The organism is Acidihalobacter yilgarnensis (genome assembly GCF_001753245.1).
Classification (GTDB): Bacteria; Pseudomonadota; Gammaproteobacteria; order DSM-5130; family Acidihalobacteraceae; genus Acidihalobacter; species Acidihalobacter yilgarnensis.
On the sequence record NZ_CP017415.1, the window covers coordinates 2,343,239 to 2,360,083 of the forward strand.

Sequence of the window (16,845 nt, forward strand, 5' to 3'; positions counted from 1 at the left end):
CCGTGCTTCATCAGCCGCTGACCCACAACGTGGCCAACGACGTACCGTCAGAATGCGCCGACCAGGGCCTTGCCGCATTCATCCAGGGCCAAAACACGATCCGTCAACCCCGCCTCGGCCACCGCCGCCGGCATGCCATAAACCGTTGAACTGGCCTGATCCTGGGACCAGATCGTCGATCCGTTCCGCTTCATCAACCGAGCACCCTCCCGACCATCGGCTCCCATGCCCGTCAAGATAATGCCGAGATTGCCACCTGGATTAATGCGCTCGGCACTGGAGAAGGTGACATCCACACTAGGCCGGTAATGCAGCTCCGGAGGACTTTCACCAATACGCACACGCATCGCGCCCGGGCTGCCCTCGAGTATCATCTGCATACCGCCTGGGGCCAATAATGCGACGCCCGGACGCAAAGTCGTCTGATCCTTAGCTTCTTGAACCTCAATAGCGCACAAGCCATTGAGACGCTCGGCAAATGCAGGTGTGAATGCTGCCGGCATATGCTGAACCAGCAATAGCGGTCGACTGAAATTGGCCGGTAGGGCCATCAATACCTTCTGCAGCGCAACGGGGCCGCCGGTGGAAGTGCCTATGAGCACCAATCGGCATTGTGGCAGCTTGGCGCCAACCCGACTGATCGGCATCGGTGCGCGCGCGGCAGGCCGACCAAAAGCCGTACCGGCCGGTGGTGCGACCGGCGCCGAGCGACGACGTGCCAATGCCTTGACCCGCTGACAGAGCACTCGTCCCACCTCGCTTCGGTCACGCGCGATCTCTTCGAATTGCTTTGGGAGAAAATCGGCTGCACCGGCATCCAGCGCATCCAGCGTCGCCTTCGCGCCCTCATGTGTCAGCGATGAGAACATCAAGATCGGCCTGGGGTGGCTCGACATGATGTGTCGAGCCGCGGTAATGCCGTCCATCACCGGCATCTCGATGTCCATCGTCACGATGTCGGGTTTGTGTTCGGCGACACAGGCGACCGCTTCCCGCCCGTTGGTGGCAACCGCCACCACTTCTATATCCGGGTCGGACTCCAGCATTCCCCTGACGGCACGCCTGAAAAAGGCAGAATCGTCGACCACCAACACACGTACTTTCATCCTCAATCCTTAATGTCTGCAACCCTGCGCGTGAATATTGGCTCAGGCAGCCAACCCCTTCGCACGCATGAGCCCTGGCAAATCAAGTATCAGCGCCAGATGACCGTCTCCGGTAATGGTGGCACCAGCATAGCCGGGCACGTGACGTAATCCTGGTCCCAAGGGCTTGATGACAACCTCTTCCTGACCTAGCAGCTCGTCCACTACATAGCCCACACGCCGGTTATCTACATGGGCGACGACGACATGCCCGAGTGGGTCAACGCCCGCCGGCCCGTGCCCACCCTTGAGACGCAACCATTCACCGAGTCTAACCAGTGGCAAGGCCTTGCCACGCACCAAAATGACTTCTCGATTGTCGACAATCTTGGTTTGCGTGAGATCCATGTCCAGAATTTCGCCGATCGAACTCAAGGGAATGGCAAAAGGACGCCGCCGAATTTTGACCATCAGCGTGGGCACGATGGCCAAGGTGAGCGGCAGGCGGATGCGGATGATGGTGCCTCGCCCCAAGACGGAATCGATCTCGATGGCACCATTGAGTCCGGCGATGCGCGTCTTGACCACATCCATGCCGACACCTCGGCCGGAAACGTCCGACACCTGCTCCTTGGTCGAGAAACCCGGCCTGAAGATCAGGTCAAAGGCCTCCGTATCCGTCATCCGTTGTGACATCGTTTCGTCGATCAAGCCTTTTTCGATCGCCTTGGCGCGCAGGACTGCCGCGTCCATACCTTTACCATCATCCTCGATGACCAGCAGGATATGATCGCCCTGTTGCGCGGCCGAGAGAACCAAGTGGCCGATTACGGGCTTGCCTTGTTTACGACGATCCTCCGGCATCTCGATACCGTGATCCACCGAATTGCGCACTAGGTGAACCAACGGATCGGCGAGTGCCTCAACGAGGTTCTTGTCGAGCTCGGTGTCCTCGCCACGCAGTTCGAGGTTGACCTCCTTCTTCAAACTTTTGGCGAGATCACGTACCACGCGGGGGAATCGCCCGAAGACCTTCTTGATGGGCTGCATACGGGTATGCATCACAGCCACCTGAAGGTCCGTGGTGACCAACTCAAGGCTGGAGATGGCCCCCGCCACGCTTTCTTCCTTGATTTGTGCGCCCAGGGTCACCAATCGATTACGTACCAGTACCAGCTCTCCCACCAGATTCATGATGTCGTCGAGACGCTTGACGTCAACGCGCACCGTACTCTCCGCCGCAGGGGTGGCGGTGGCCGACGCAGGGCCATTCGCGCTGCGCGCGGCTGCGGCCTGGGTTGGGGCCGGCACATCTTTTTGTGGTGGCTGCGTCGCTGCGATCGTTGGCTCGGGCTCGGGCTCGGGCGGCACGACAACCGTCCGCTCCGCAGCTGGCGCCTCCTCTGCGGGACCGGGTGAAGCGCCCTTGCCATAAAGCTGATCCAGCAGCGCCTCGAACTCTGCCTCGCTGATGTCTTCCCCTCCGGTCGAAGCAGCACCTTCCGACTGCGTGGAAGATTCGTTTACCGCACCGGTGTGCTTACCCTGTCCATGCAACTGGTCGAGCAACGCCTCGAATTCATCGTCGGATATTTCATTGCCAGACGTCGAAGACTCCACGACCTCCGTGACTTCCTCACGCACTACACCAGACTCTGCGCTATCCGCTGCTTTGAGCATGGCCTCGAAGGCGGCATCCGTATCATCAGGCTGGGCGGGAGCGGGGGGGGAGAAGGCGGAGCAGCAACCGCGGGTGATTTCCCTGCGACCAAATCGGCGAGACGGCGCATCAGCTCAGCTTCGGCCGGCTCTGGCGCAACCCCGCCGCGCAAATTGTCGAACATGACATTCAGTGCGTCGAGCACCGCCAGAATGACGTCCATCAAGTCGCCATCCACCGTACGCTCACCCTGACGCAGTTGATTAAATACATCCTCTGAGTGGTGGCAAACGTCGACCAGCGGCGTCAGCGCCAGGAATCCGGCTCCTCCTTTGATGGTGTGGAAACCCCGAAAAATGGCATTGAGGAGGTTCGTATCCGTCGGGTTTTGCTCAAGCTCGAGCAATTGCCCGCCGAGGCCATCGAGAATTTCACCGGCCTCAACCAGGAAATCCTGCAGCAGTTCGTCATCAGCTCCGATCGTCATGTCGTCTCCAGGGCCCTTCCGGGTATGGAATATCCATGGGCATATGCTTTAAGCACGACTCAGAAACCCAGGCTAGAGAGCAAGTCATCAACTTCATCCTGCCCGCTCACGATACCCGCCTTGTCCACGCCTGGGACGGCAGGACCGAAACCCTTGCCGCTGCTGGCGTCTTCCGGAACGGTTTCCGCAGGTCGCTTGCCGTCCAACTTCACCAGACGCTCGCTCGCCACCTTGACGATACCGACCAGCCCTTCTTCGACCTCCTGCACCAGCTCGATCACCCGGCGGATCACCTGCCCGGTAAGATCCTGAAAATCCTGCGCCAACATCACGTCGGAAAGCTGCGAAGAAACCGTCGAAACCTCCTCCTTAACTTCCGTCAGAAAGGCGTCCAGGGACCCTCCCAGCTCACGAAATTCCTCCACGCTCAATTCACGGCGTTTGAATTTCGCCCACCCCTCCGAAAGAGATTCCGCACGATGACTCAATGTGGTCAACCGCGGCATGCTGTCTTCGATGGCGTTTAGCGTCCGATGCGCGGCCTGCTCCGTCAGCGTAACGACATAATTGAGCCTTTCTTTAGCGTTGGGGATTTCCTCATGCGTGATTTCAGCCACGCGGGAATCCAGTCTGAAGCTATTCAACGCCTCATGCAGATCACGCGTCAGCCGACCCAACTCATTGAAAAGGCTCCGGTCCTGCTGTGCGCCGAGAGATGACAACAGATCGCTGACGGGCCCTTCATCCCCCGCCTCCAGTGCCGACACCAACAGACGCGCCAGTACCAACCGATCGTCCCCCGTGGGTACGCCCTGCTTGCCGTCCTCATTTTTATCCACGCCCGCGTCTCTCCCGTATCCGCCTTAACCTTCGATTCGCTCGAAAATTTTGTCGATCTTTTCCTTGAGCGTCTCTGCGGAAAAGGGTTTGACCACATAACCATTCACGCCGGCCTGTGCCGCTTCGACGATCTGGTCCCGCCTAGCCTCAGCCGTCACCATCAGAACAGGTAACTTGGCCAGCTTGGGGTCCGCACGCACCGCTTTGAGCAATTCGATACCCGGCATGATCGGCATGTTCCAGTCCGTTACCAGGAAATCGAACTTGCCCGACTGCAATAATGGCAAGGCCGTACTACCGTCATCGGCCTCGGCCGTATTATTGAAACCTAGCTCTCGCAGCAGGTTTTTGATGATGCGCCGCATCGTGGAAAAGTCGTCCACGATGAGAATCTGCATGTTCTTATCCACGAAACACACTCCTTGAGATTCAATCTGCCTAACCCCGGCGGCACCTCAGGTGCGCCAGTCGACCATCCTTGCACGCAACCGTATCAGCGCCTGACTGTGGATCTGAGACACCCTCGATTCCGACACGCCCAGCACTTCCCCGATCTCGCGCAGGTTAAGTTCCTCGTCATAATACAATGACAACACCAGCGCCTCGCGTTCGGGTAGCGCACTGATGGTCCTTGCCAACGCCTGCCTGAAGTCATCGTTGGAAAGATGGTCCAGCGGCCCAGACACCCGCGTTTCACCGATTCGTCCGCCCTCACGCTCGTCATCTCCATCGCCGTCTCCGAAGGATTCCTCGAAGCTGAAGACCTGATAGCCCGTCGCGTCACGTAGCAAACGGTGATACTCCTCCAATGACACTTCCATCTCAGCGGCAACCTCGATCGCTCGTGCCGCTCGTCCGAGTCGGTTCTCCACAACACGCAGCGCGGCCGAAATTTCCCGCGCCTTGCGGTGCACCGAGCGTGGCGCCCAATCATTGCGGCGCACCTCATCGAGCATCGCCCCTCGCACGCGTATGCCCGCATAGGTCTCGAAGCTCGCGCCCTGGCCGGCATTGTAATGCTTAGCGGCCTCAATCAAACCGACGATCCCGGTTTGCACCAGATCGTCGAGCTGCACATTCGGCGGCAGTCGGTGGATCAGGTGATAGGCAATCCGTTTGACCATCGGGGCATGCTCGGCCACCAGGCGGTCAACATCAGCGGCCTCGCGCGCGGGGTACATATTCAGTCGGCCCACTGCACGTCCGCCGGGGCGGGCCCATGCACCAATCGTTCGACGAAAAATTCCAGATGCCCGCGCGAACCCGTCAGTCTGGGGAGGTTATCGGCCTTTGCCGCCAAATTCTTGAATGCCCGACCGGCCGGGCCGCCGGGGTAGAGCTCAACCACCGCCCCTTGACGCTGAACTGCCTGGCGTAGCAAAGGATCTTCCGGCACTGCGCCTAGATAATGCAGTGTGACATCGAGAAAACGGCCGCAAACCGCGGCCATCTTGCGATAAAGCGCGCTCCCTTCTTGCTCATCGCGTACGCGATTGGCCAGCACGTGGAAGCGTCCGATCTGGTGCTCCCGACTGAGCACCTTGATGAGCGCATAGGCATCCGTCATCGAAGCTGGTTCGTCACAAACCACCACGATCACCTCCTGGGCGGCCCGCGTGTAACTGATCACATCTGCCGAAATACCGGCAGGCGTATCCACGATGAGTACATCCAGTGGCAGACTCAGTTCGCTGAAGGCGCGGATCAATCCGGCATGTTCGATTTGAGATAGATCGGCCATATGCGAAATCCCGGATGCGGCCGGTACCACATGAATGCCGCGGGGCCCGCTGACGAGTATTTCATCGAGCGTGCACTCGCCACTCATCACATGAGAGAGATTCACACGCGGCTGCAGACCCAGCATGACGTCCACATTGGCTAGGCCAAGGTCGGCGTCCATGAGCATGACTTCGCGGCCCCGTCCAGCCAGCGCCACCGCGAGATTGACCGATACGTTGGTCTTACCGACACCGCCCTTGCCACTGGCCACCGCCATGACCCTGACCGGGCGCAGTTCGCGCACACGCCTAAGCCCGTCAGCTTGGTCCACAGTGTCACCCGACGTAAGCATATCGATCGCTTCCCTTGTGTTTGCATCGCCCGCCAGTAGGCAGCGGTTCCCGTTCACGACGTTTGACCAATGCCAATGCCTGACTGACGATACGCTGCACGCGAGCTGGCTCGAGGTCTTCGGCCACTCGCTGTCCGGTGCCCAGATAACTCAAGGGCAGGCCCGCACGGATAAGCGCCGAAAGCGACGCACCCAGAGCCTCGGCCTCATCGAATTTACTGAGTATCGCGCCACTCAGCGGTACGCGTCCGAAGCGGCGAACCGTCTCGCCCAATACGTCGCGCGCGGCATTCGCGGCGACAACCAGATACAGACGAATATCAGGAATTGAGGCAAGCGCCTGCAGCTCCACCGTCAGTCGCGCGTCCCTAGGCGCGATGCCCGGCGTATCGACTAGGATCAATCGCTTATCGGTCTGCCCGGCAATGATTTTTGTCAGCGCCTCGGCATCATCCGCCTGATAGACCGGCACACCGAGCAGTTGTCCCAATGTGCTCAACTGCGCCTGCGCCCCAATTCTATAGCTGTCAGTGCTGACCAGCGCTACCTGCCCTCGCCCATGGCGGATGAGATATCGCGCCGCCAGCTTGGCCAGTGTCGTGGTCTTGCCAACACCGGTCGGGCCAACGAGTGCGACCACGCCACCTTTCTGGACGATCTCGTCGCTCCCAACCGCCAGCCGCCGCCCGAGTGCCTTGAGCCCATCACGCCAAGCCTCGCGCTCATCGCGGAGCGGGCCGACGCTTTCAGCCAGCTCGCGGGCCAAATCCGAGTCCATCCCCATGCGCTCGAACTGTCGCACGACCTCGGCCCGCCGGGGCTGTTCGCGCGTAAATTCGCGCCAGGTCAGCTGCGACAGCTGGTTTTCCAGCAAACCACGCATGGAAGCGAGCTCCCGTTGCAGGGCCGCAACGGTACGCGCATCGGCATGTCCGTCCGAGGATGTCGGCCTGACCACCGGCATCGATGTCGGTCCGACTTCGGGTTTGGCTGTCACCACCTCGCTCTGGACCTGTGGAGACACATCCGGTGTGGTAATCGGCGCGGTCTCCTGCGCCGCGCCATTTACCCATTCGGCATCGAAATCAACAGCCGCAACCAGCTCGATCCCGCCGTCGACACGTCGGCTCGACAGGATGACCGCATCAGCGCCCAACTCGTCGCGCACCAGACGGATCGCCTGCCGCATCTCGCTCGCCACAAAGCGCTTGATTTTCATACCATCGATTCCTCGTTGGATCGTCCATCAACGGGCTTCCCGCCCGAATTCATCGATGCCACCCGGCGGTCTGCATCCGTTATTACGCAATACGCCGGATTCAATGGTTGCCCCCCAGGGTGGCAATGACGCGCAGGCGTTTGTTCTCTGGTATTTCTGTAAACGCCAGCACATTCAAACCGCGAACCGTGGGTCTCAACCATTTCGCCAACCAGGGACGCAGATCTGGGGATACCACCAGTACCGCGGGTTCACCTGCCATTTCCTGTCGCTGGGCGGCCTGGGCAACCGCCTGCCGAACCTGTTCGGCCAAGCCGGGCTCCAATCCGAGCCCGCCGCCCTGAAGGGATTTGTGCAATAACTGTTCCAGTGTCGGATCAAGTGTCATCAGCTTGAGTTCATCGGCCGGCCCGTATATCTGCTGGACGATCGAGCGGCCCAATGCGGCACGTGCCGCAGCCGTCAATGCGTCAGCATCTTGACTCTTGGTGGCCTGCTCCGCCATGGATTCGGCGATCGTACGCAAATCTCGGATTGGCACACCCTCCGCCAGCAGGTTCTGCAGCACCTTGAGCACAACACCGAGCGCCAGTGGTTTGGGAGTGAGGTTCTCGACCAGCTTGGGTGCGCTTTGCCCGAGTTTGTCGAGCAAGTGCTGGACTTCCTCGTGTCCCAGCAGTTCCTGCGCATGCGCCTGTAGAATCTGACTCAAGTGGGTCGCGATCACCGTTGACGGGTCCACCACCGTATAGCCTAGGGTCTGAGCCTGGTCGCGGCTATCCAATTCGATCCACACGGCCTCAAGACCGAAGCTCGGATCCCGCGTGTTGATCCCCTGGATCGCGCCAAAAACCTGCCCGGGATTGATCGCAAGCTCGCGTTCCGGGTAGACCTCGGCTTCGCCCACGGGCACGCCCATCAGGCTGATGCGATAGATATTCGGCCCCAGATCAAGATTGTCACGGATGTGCACCGGGTGGACCAGAAAGCCAAGTTCCTGCGAGAGCTTGCGGCGCACGCCCTTGATACGGGCCATCAAGGCGCCGCCCTGAACCTTGTCTACCAGCGGGATCAGTCGATATCCGACCTCCAGACCGATGATATCCACCGCCGCCACGTCGTCCCACGACAACTCCTGCACCTGCGGCTCACCGATGGCGGCCTCTGCCTGACGTTGTTCGGCCTGCACGGCCTCCGTGCGACTGCGTGTGATCAGATAGCCGCCCGCGAGCAACAGGCTGGCCAACCCGAGGAAGACCAGATTCGGCATCCCAGGCACCAGGCCGAGCAGACCTAGAACACCGGCGGTAATGTAGAGCGCACGTGGGTTCGCGAACAGCTGCGACATCACCTGCTCGCCCATATCCTGGGCCGCGGACACACGCGTGACGATAATCGCCGTGGCCGTCGACAGCAGCAACGAAGGGATTTGCGCCACCAGGCCGTCGCCGATGGTCAACAAAACGTAATTATGCGTCGCCGACTGCAGGCTCATCCCGTGCTGGACCATGCCGATCACGAGGCCGCCGATGATATTGACGAACAGGATGATGATGCCGGCAATCGCATCACCGCGGACGAATTTGCTCGCGCCATCCATGGAGCCGTAGAAATCCGCCTCACGGACCACTTCCTCACGCCGGGTACGCGCGTCGTCCTGAGTGATCAACCCAGCGTTGAGGTCCGCGTCGATGGCCATCTGCTTGCCTGGCATGGCATCCAGGGTAAAGCGTGCGCTCACTTCCGAGACACGCCCGGCACCCTTGGTCACCACCACGAAGTTGATTACCACCAGGATAGTGAAGACCACCAGACCGACGGCATAATTGCCACCCACGACAAAATCGCCGAAGGCCTCGATCACGTGACCGGCGGCAGCGGTGCCCGTATACCCATTGAGCAGCACTACGCGCGTGGAAGCCACGTTCAGGGCAAGACGCAATAGCGTCGCGACCAGGAGGACCGTGGGAAATACTGCGAAATCGAGCGGCCGACTGGCATAAACCGTCACCAGCACGACCACCATCGACAGGGCAATATTGAAAGTAAACAGCACGTCGAGCGCAAAGGGCGGCATCGGCAAGGTGATCATCGCCAACATCGCGAGCAACACCACCGGCACCCCCAGACCGAAGCGGCTCAACCCTCGCAGTGCGCCCAGTGTGCCGGTCGCCACGGTAGCCATCAGTCAACCCTCCCCTGCGGCACTTCGGCAAGCTCTGGCGGCACTTCGAGCGCCGGCAACGCGCCGAGAGTACCGGCGCCGGTTTTGAGCTGATAGACGTAGGCGAGCAGCTGCGCCACAGCGATATACAGGGCTGCCGGCACCTCGTCGTTCAACCGAGTATGGAAATAGATGGCACGCGCGAGTCCTGGCGCGGACTGAACCATCACGCCATGCTCGGCCGCTATCTCGCGGATACGCGCGGCGACCTGCCCCTTACCCTTGGCGATCACACGTGGCGCGCGCATACGGTCCTGGTCGTAACGCAAGGCGACCGCGTAGTGCGTCGGGTTGGTGACCACCACATCCGCCTTGGGAACCTCCTGCATCATCCGCCGCTGAGAGATCTCACGCTGGAGTTGGCGCTGGCGGCGTTTGATATCCGGCTGCCCCTCGGTCTCCTTGGATTCGTCACGGACCTCTTGTCGAGTCATCCGCAATTGCTTGGCGTGCTGCCAGATCTGGAACGGCGCATCGACCGCCGCAATGATGATCATGCTCGCCGCAAAGGCCAGGAAGGACCAACCGACCATCTGACCCGTTGCGGCCAGCGCGGGACGCAGCGCATAGCCTCCGAGGGCCAGCAACGGCGGTCCCTCGAACCACAACACGATCACGGCCACTACCGCCACCACCAGAAACTTCACCAATGCCTTGCCCAACTCCATCAGGCCATTGACCGAAAACACACGTCCCAACCCCGTCAGCGGATCGAGTCGATCCCAGCGGAAACCGATCGCCTGGAAGCTGAAGCTGATACCGCCGAGCACCACCGAGGCGAGCAGGGCCGCCAGCGCAAGTAACATGAGTAGTGGTGCAAGCAAGCGCAATGCCTGCGCCACGGCCCCAGCCAATGCCGGGTACAGCGCACCCGGATCCATGATCAGGGAGCGGTCAAGCGTCAAACCGTTACGCATCGACTGCATCAATCCTTCCGCCAGCGAGGGGCCGAGCGCGAGCAAGCCTCCGGCTGCCGCCAGCAACACAGCCGTGGTCACCAGTTCACGCGAGCGCGCGACCTGCCCACGGTCGCGCGCTTCCTGCAGGCGTTTGGGTGTGGCTTCCTCGGTACGTTCCTGAAAGTCGTCGCGGGCCATTTAGCTCACCCGCCCAACACGCGTGACAGCAACATGAAGGTTTGCCCCATTAAATTGGAAAATTGAGGCACCAAACTCGGTAGGCTGAGCAGGATCAGCACGAAGCCAAGCATGATCGTCATCGGGAATCCGACCGCGAATATGTTGAGCTGTGGCGCGGCGCGCGTAATCACGCCAAAGGCGAGATTCACCAACAGCAGCGCCGCAACGGCCGGCAAGGCAACCATCAGACCGAGCCTGAACATCTGAGTGCCCCAAGTCGCCACTCGCCACAGGCCCTCGCGATCTATGCCGATCAGACCAACGGGCAGCCAATGGAAGCTGCGCACCAACATATCGATAAGCAGCAGATGCCCATTGAAGGTCAGGAACAGCAAAGTTCCCAAGATGACGTAGTACTGGCTGACGACTGGTACTTGCACGCCGTTCTGAGGATCGACCAGCGTCGCGAAACCCAACCCCATGCTCAGCGCGACGGATTGACCTGCAATCACCAGGGTAGCGAACAACATTTGCATGATCAGCCCCATCGTGACGCCGATCAGCACCTGATAAGCCGTGATCAGCCCCCCTTCGATGCTTACCGGGTCGATCGCCGGCGCGGGCGGGATGAAGGCATGAATTGTCCAGGCGAGCATCAGGGCAAGCGCAAGCCGTACGCGCACCGGCACGGTGTTGGCACCGAACATTGGCGCCGACAGCAACATCGCGCTGATCCGAATGAAGGGCCAGATGATACCGCCCACCCATGCTGCCACCTCGCTCGTCGTCAATGTCACCGTCATCAGCGCACCTCAGCCAATCAGCCCAGGGATGCTCATGTACAATTGCCGCGTGTAATCAATCAACAACCCCAGCATCCAGTGTCCCGCAATCGCCAGTGCTACCGCCGTCGCGATCAATTTGGGGATGAAACTCAATGTCATTTCCTGAATCTGGGTGGCCGCTTGCAGCATGCCGATGAGCACACCCACTACCAGGGCGGTCAGAAGCAGAGGTGCCGCCAGCAGCATGGCTACCTTCATCGCCTCCTGGCCAATCATCAAAATCGTGTCAGGTGTCATCGGCTCTCCCTCAGTGGTAGAAGCTCGATGCCAGAGTGCCCATGATCAGAGTCCAGCCGTCGACGAGTACGAAGAGCATCAACTTGAAGGGCAGCGATATGATCATCGGCGAAAGCATGACCATACCCATGGACATGAGTGCGCTGGCGACCACCAGATCGATGATGAGAAATGGAATCAGGATCAGAAAGCCGATCTGGAAGGCCGTCTTGAGTTCGCTGGTCACAAAGGCCGGCACCAGCAGAGAAAAGGGCACATCCTTGGGATTTTCGAACTTTCCATGGTGGGCAATGCGAGCGAACATCGCCAAGTCCGCCTCACGCGTCTGGTGCAGCATAAAGGTCCGGAAGGGTTGTGCCGCCTTTTCGATCGCGGCCTGCGCCGGCAAGGTGCCGGCCATGTAAGGCTTGACTCCATTCTGATATGCAGCCGTGAACACCGGCGACATGATGAAAAATGTCAGGAATAGCGCCAATCCGACGAGGATTTGGTTCGACGGCGTTTGGCTGGTGCCCAGACCCTGCCGCAACAGGGCAAGCACAACGATGATGCGCGTGAACGCGGTCATCATGATCAATGCCGCAGGCAGGAAGCTGAGCGCGGTCATCAGCGCAAGCACCTGAAGGCTGATGGAATAAGTCTCAGCCCCGTTACCACCCGGTGTAACCGTCAACAGCGGTAACGTGCCCGCCGGTGCTGCGCTAACCACCGCGGGGAGTAATGCCAGCCCCAGCATCGATAATAGGCTCAGAGCCGCTCTCATGATCGCGCGCGTCCGCCCAGGGCAGCGGCCAGCCGAGCCTTGAAGCTCTCGCCGGGTGCCATATCGGACGCTGGCACAGATTGCAGGGGTTGAGGTAACACATGCAGGCGACTGACGCGTCCGGGCGCCACACCCAGCAGAATTTGTTCCTCGCCGACCTGCAGCAGGATTGCACGCTCACGCGTGCCCAGCGAAACCGCCGCAACCACGCGCAGCTGCCCCTGCACCGAACCCTGTATCCGATTGACGCGTTTGAGCACCCAGAGCAAGGCCACAATACCGGCAATCACCACGCCCAGCCCCAGAAACATCTGGATGAAGTAACCGGCACCTACCACAGGCATACCGCCCGGCTCCGTACCTTGGGCCCAGACGGACAGCGGCATGAATGCCAGACCGCAGATCGCTATACGTGTCAGTATCTTGTTCACCGCAATTTACGCACGCGCTCGGCCGGACTGATCACATCGGTGAGACGGATACCGTATTTTTCGTTGACGACGACCACCTCCCCATGCGCAATCAATGTGCCGTTCACCAGCACATCCAAAGGCTCTCCCGCCAGACGATCCAATTCGACCACCGACCCCTGATTGAGTCGCAGCAAATTGCGTATCGGGAGGTGCGTACGACCGATTTCCATCGATATACTTACCGGCACGTCCAGAATCACATCCAGATTCATATCGCCGCCGAGTTCAACATCCCGAGCGCCCATCTCGCCCGTAACATCCTCGAGCTGCCCGAAGGCAGCCTTCTCGAAATCGGGCTCCGCTTTTTTCGGCGCTGCTTCAGGCGCCTCCACCTCTTCCTTCGCGGTGGCATCGCCCGTTGCATTGGCCTGTTCGGCCAGCGCCTCCGCCCACGGATCGCCAGCCTCCTCCTGCTCTGGTTCTTTGGTATCTGCACTCATGACTAGGCCCCTACAGCTAATATTCCCGTTTCACGTGTTCGGTCACCTGCACCGCGTTGTAGCCCTGATGTGTACCAAAACGCCCACGCATCACCGTCAATCCCTCGGAACGGATACTCACCGTCTTGGGCATATCGAAAGGAATGATGTCACCCGGTTTCATGCGCAGGACATCGCGCAGAGTGAGTTCCGTTTCAGCTAACAGGCCGACCACCTCGACCGGTGCTTCCGCCACCTCGCTGCGCAGAGCGCGCAGCCAACGGTCGTCAACCTCCGAACGATCACTCTGAATGCCTGCATCCAAGACATCCCGAATCGGCTCGACCATGGAATACGGCATGGTGACATGCAAATCGCCGCCGCCACCTTCTAGCTCCACATGAAAGGTCGAGACCACCACAACCTCCGTGGGACTGACGATATTGGCGAATTGTGGATTGACCTCCGAATTCATGTATTCGAAGAACAGTGGCATAACTGGCGCCCAAGCCTCCTTCATATCCTTGTAGCTGAGATCGAGCACCATCTTGACGACACGCATCTCGGTCGGCGTGAAGTCCCGTCCTTCGATCTTGGCGCGGAAGCGCCCGTCCCCACCGAAGAAGTTGTCAACGACAATGAACACCAACTGCGGATCAACCACGAACAAGGCCGTCCCCCGCAATGGGCGTATGCGTGTCAGATTCAGGCTGGTGGGTACGAACAGTCCCCGCAGATATTCCGAGAACTTGAGGATGCGGATGCTCTTGACGCTGATCTCGGGCGCAAAGCGCAGCATATTGAACAAGCTGATACGAAAATGGCGTGCAAAGCGCTCGTTGATCATTTCCAGGGTCGGCATCCGACCGCGAACGATGCGCTCCTGGCTGGCCAGGTCGTATTCACGTGCCTGACCGCCTGCCCCATCATCCGGCGTTGTATCGACGCCGCCGTCATCGACGCCATGCAATAGGGCGTCAATTTCCTCCTGAGACAGTACGTCGTTCGTCGCCATGGTTTGGGGTCACTGCATCACGAAGTTGGTGAAATAGACCTGCTCGACCAAATGCTGGTCACCCGCAGCCTTGAGTACCTCGTTGATACTCGCGAGCACCTGCTTGCGCAGCGTTTCCTTGCCATCGGGCGTGCTGACAACCGCATATTTCTGGCCACTCAGCAAGCTGATCAGGCGATTACGAATCGCCGGCATATTTTCCTTAACCGCATCGATTACCTTCTGCTCACGCGCCATGACGTCGATCCCGATCTGCAGAAATCTCACCGGTTGATCCGGTCCCAGATTGACCACCAGTGCGGGTTCGATGGACATATAAATCGCCGGTTTCTTCGGTGCAGGCGCCTCCGTATGGGCTTTATCCGCCTTATCGGCCTTGTGCGAAAAGGCACCGGTCAAAAATAAGGTGGCGCCGATCCCCAAACCCAGTACCAGCAAAACAATGACCGAGATGATCACGATAAGCTTGGTCTTGGACCCACCCTTGGCTGGCTGTGCCTCCTCTGCCATCTTCAAATCTCCTGGTTCGATTGGCCTTGAATGTATGGGAAAGTGCCCGGGATCCGCAGCGCTTGCCAACAAGCACAAGCAAACTCCGAGCCACAATAAAAATAACAATAATAATCAAACAGATAAAAATACAATCGTCACATTGACGATGGTGGGCGCCAAAATACCGGCAGACCGCACCCACGCTACCTACTAGGCTATGAGGGTCGTGAGCGCGGACAATCCGAACGACCCGATCTAAACCCTAAACTGTCCCACCAAGGATTGCAGCTGAGCGGCCAGCCTCGCCAGCTCTTCACTGGCTACGGCAGTCTGCTGAGACCCCGTCGCCGTCTGCTGCGTCGCCTGGCTGATGTTGCTGATATTGCGGTCTATTTCATCGCTCACCGAAGATTGCTCCTCGGCCGCACTCGCGATCAACGCGTTCATATCGTTGATTCGAGCCACTGATCGCGTGATCGCCCCCAGCGACTCATCCGCCGCCCGGGCCTGCTCGACGCTTGCGCGCGCACGGTCTCGTCCGGCCTCCATTACCCGTACCGCATTTTTGGTGCCCCCCTGCAGGCGCTCGATCATGGCGCGAATTTCCTCCGTCGAATCCTGCGTGCGCTTGGCCAACGTACGCACCTCATCCGCCACCACGGCGAAACCTCGACCTTGCTCGCCAGCCCGTGCTGCCTCGATCGCCGCGTTCAGTGCCAATAGATTCGTCTGCTCCGATATCCCACTGATCACGGCCAGCACCTGACCTATTTGAGCACTGTCTCCCTCAACGCCTTGGATCACTTGCGCCGCCTGCTCGACCTCTGCGGCCAACGCATCGATGGCACTCACGGCCTTGCCCACGACTTGACGTCCCTGCTGAGCCTCCCCATCAGCGATCCTGGCGGCCTGAGCGGCCTCGTTGGCGTGTTTCGCGACCTCCATCACGGTCGCCGACATTTGGTTCATGGCGGCCGCCACCTGATCAGTCTCCGACTGCTGGCGGCGAACGTGACGACTGGTTTCCTCACTGGTTGCCGACAATTCCTCTGCTGCCGCTGCCAGTTGCGAGGTCGAACCGGACACCTGCTTGATCAGGTGTTGAATGCGATCGACGAAGCGGTTGAAGGCGACCGCCAAGGTACCGACTTCGTCGCCCCGATTCTCATCGAGACGTTGAGTCAAATCCCCTTCTCCCTTGGCAATTTCACCCAAACGCTGCGTCACCATACCCAACGGACGAGTCACCGAACGACCCAGCCATGTCACGAGTAGCAGACCGATCACCAAGGCCACGATGGCGACCAACCCATACTGGAGCATCTGCGCATGGAAGGCTCGCTCCAAATCCACCATGTATAAACCTGAACCGATCACCCAACCCCAGGCCGGCACGGCGGCCACATAAGCCACCTTATCCACCGGTTCGGTCTGGCCCGGCAATGGCCAAACGTACCAGATATATCCGCTGCCCTGGCGCTGAACGAGATTGACGATATCGTCGTAGATCGGCTTGCCGTGAGCGTCCTTGAAATCGCTCAGATCACGGCCATCCAACGCCGGCTTAAACGGGTGCATCACCATGCGCGGCTGCATGTCGTTAATCCAAAAGTAGCCGTACTTGCCGTAGCGCAGGCTGGCCACCGCCTCCATTGCGGCGGCCTTGGCCTGGGCCTCGGTCAATTTGCCCGCCTCCGCGCGTTTAACAAATCCCTGCACCAGGCTGGCTGCGGTCTGTACCTCACGCTGAACTTGCCCTTCGCGCTCCGTCATCAGGCGATGATCGGCATCCCAAAGACTAAATACCGTGGTCGCGATCAGCAACAGCACGAAGGCAATGCCCATGAGATAGAGGCGTCCTTGAATGGTGCCCATCCAAGCCCAAAAACCTGATTTACCGTATTGCTTTTGAGAGGACATTCGCTCCTCGTCG

The 16,845-nt window shown here is 59.7% G+C and carries 18 protein-coding genes; all 18 read right to left on the minus strand.

The window, feature by feature from the left end; all coding sequences use genetic code 11:
* Positions 1 to 47: 47 nt before the first annotated feature.
* The 18 genes from BI364_RS11230 to BI364_RS11310 all read right to left on the minus strand — a co-directional run bounded on the left by BI364_RS11230 (position 48) and on the right by BI364_RS11310 (position 16,832).
* The gene (locus BI364_RS11230) at positions 48 to 1,106 is read right to left on the minus strand and encodes a protein-glutamate methylesterase/protein-glutamine glutaminase (protein ID WP_070078813.1); all 1,059 of its coding nucleotides are present in this window, start codon (positions 1,104 to 1,106) and stop codon (positions 48 to 50) included.
* Between the two features lie 42 nt (positions 1,107 to 1,148).
* Entirely contained in the window at positions 1,149 to 2,765 is a 1,617-nt protein-coding gene (locus BI364_RS11235; protein ID WP_156782728.1) for a chemotaxis protein CheA, read from the minus strand.
* A complete protein-coding gene (locus tag BI364_RS19315) occupies positions 2,729 to 3,232 on the minus strand; it encodes an Hpt domain-containing protein (RefSeq protein ID WP_156782729.1) in 504 nt (167 codons plus the stop codon). The genes BI364_RS11235 and BI364_RS19315 overlap by 37 nt, the downstream gene beginning before the upstream one ends.
* A gap of 59 nt (positions 3,233 to 3,291) precedes the next feature.
* Positions 3,292 to 4,071, minus strand: coding sequence for a protein phosphatase CheZ (locus BI364_RS11240; RefSeq protein ID WP_070078814.1), 780 nt, complete (start codon positions 4,069 to 4,071; stop codon positions 3,292 to 3,294).
* Positions 4,072 to 4,095: 24 nt separating this feature from the next.
* On the minus strand, positions 4,096 to 4,470 hold the full coding sequence (locus BI364_RS11245; RefSeq protein WP_070078815.1) for a chemotaxis response regulator CheY: 375 nt from the start codon (positions 4,468 to 4,470) through the stop codon (positions 4,096 to 4,098).
* 57 nt (positions 4,471 to 4,527) lie between these two features.
* On the minus strand, positions 4,528 to 5,253 hold the full coding sequence (locus BI364_RS11250; RefSeq protein WP_070078816.1) for an RNA polymerase sigma factor FliA: 726 nt from the start codon (positions 5,251 to 5,253) through the stop codon (positions 4,528 to 4,530).
* Between the two features lie 2 nt (positions 5,254 to 5,255).
* Positions 5,256 to 6,146 (minus strand): MinD/ParA family protein, encoded by an 891-nt coding sequence (locus tag BI364_RS11255; protein WP_070078817.1) that lies wholly within the window; start codon positions 6,144 to 6,146, stop codon positions 5,256 to 5,258.
* Positions 6,130 to 7,365, minus strand: a complete 1,236-nt coding sequence (gene flhF / locus BI364_RS11260; protein WP_070078818.1) for a flagellar biosynthesis protein FlhF — start codon at positions 7,363 to 7,365, stop codon at positions 6,130 to 6,132. The genes BI364_RS11255 and flhF overlap by 17 nt, the downstream gene beginning before the upstream one ends.
* Positions 7,366 to 7,465: 100 nt before the next feature.
* The gene (gene flhA / locus BI364_RS11265) at positions 7,466 to 9,550 is read right to left on the minus strand and encodes a flagellar biosynthesis protein FlhA (RefSeq protein ID WP_070078819.1); all 2,085 of its coding nucleotides are present in this window, start codon (positions 9,548 to 9,550) and stop codon (positions 7,466 to 7,468) included.
* Positions 9,550 to 10,686: a flagellar biosynthesis protein FlhB gene (gene flhB, locus BI364_RS11270; RefSeq protein ID WP_070078820.1), complete on the minus strand. Its 1,137-nt coding sequence runs from the start codon at positions 10,684 to 10,686 to the stop codon at positions 9,550 to 9,552. Before flhB ends, flhA begins: the two co-directional genes overlap by 1 nt.
* A gap of 5 nt (positions 10,687 to 10,691) precedes the next feature.
* Complete coding sequence (gene fliR, locus BI364_RS11275) at positions 10,692 to 11,465, minus strand: flagellar biosynthetic protein FliR (protein ID WP_070080039.1); 774 nt, start codon at positions 11,463 to 11,465, stop codon at positions 10,692 to 10,694.
* A gap of 15 nt (positions 11,466 to 11,480) precedes the next feature.
* Entirely contained in the window at positions 11,481 to 11,750 is a 270-nt protein-coding gene (gene fliQ, locus BI364_RS11280) for a flagellar biosynthesis protein FliQ (protein ID WP_070078821.1), read from the minus strand.
* 10 nt (positions 11,751 to 11,760) lie between these two features.
* A complete protein-coding gene (fliP, locus tag BI364_RS11285) occupies positions 11,761 to 12,513 on the minus strand; it encodes a flagellar type III secretion system pore protein FliP (RefSeq protein ID WP_083251340.1) in 753 nt (250 codons plus the stop codon).
* Positions 12,510 to 12,944, minus strand: a complete 435-nt coding sequence (gene fliO / locus BI364_RS11290; protein ID WP_083251341.1) for a flagellar biosynthetic protein FliO — start codon at positions 12,942 to 12,944, stop codon at positions 12,510 to 12,512. The genes fliP and fliO overlap by 4 nt, the downstream gene beginning before the upstream one ends.
* A complete protein-coding gene (gene fliN, locus BI364_RS11295; RefSeq protein ID WP_070078822.1) occupies positions 12,941 to 13,426 on the minus strand; it encodes a flagellar motor switch protein FliN in 486 nt (161 codons plus the stop codon). Before fliN ends, fliO begins: the two co-directional genes overlap by 4 nt.
* 16 nt (positions 13,427 to 13,442) lie before the next feature.
* A complete protein-coding gene (gene fliM, locus BI364_RS11300; RefSeq protein ID WP_070078823.1) occupies positions 13,443 to 14,420 on the minus strand; it encodes a flagellar motor switch protein FliM in 978 nt (325 codons plus the stop codon).
* 9 nt (positions 14,421 to 14,429) lie between these two features.
* Positions 14,430 to 14,930, minus strand: coding sequence for a flagellar basal body-associated FliL family protein (locus tag BI364_RS11305; RefSeq protein ID WP_070078824.1), 501 nt, complete (start codon positions 14,928 to 14,930; stop codon positions 14,430 to 14,432).
* A 237-nt stretch (positions 14,931 to 15,167) separates the two neighbouring features.
* The gene (locus BI364_RS11310) at positions 15,168 to 16,832 is read right to left on the minus strand and encodes a methyl-accepting chemotaxis protein (RefSeq protein WP_083251342.1); all 1,665 of its coding nucleotides are present in this window, start codon (positions 16,830 to 16,832) and stop codon (positions 15,168 to 15,170) included.
* Between the last annotated feature and the right edge of the window lie 13 nt (positions 16,833 to 16,845).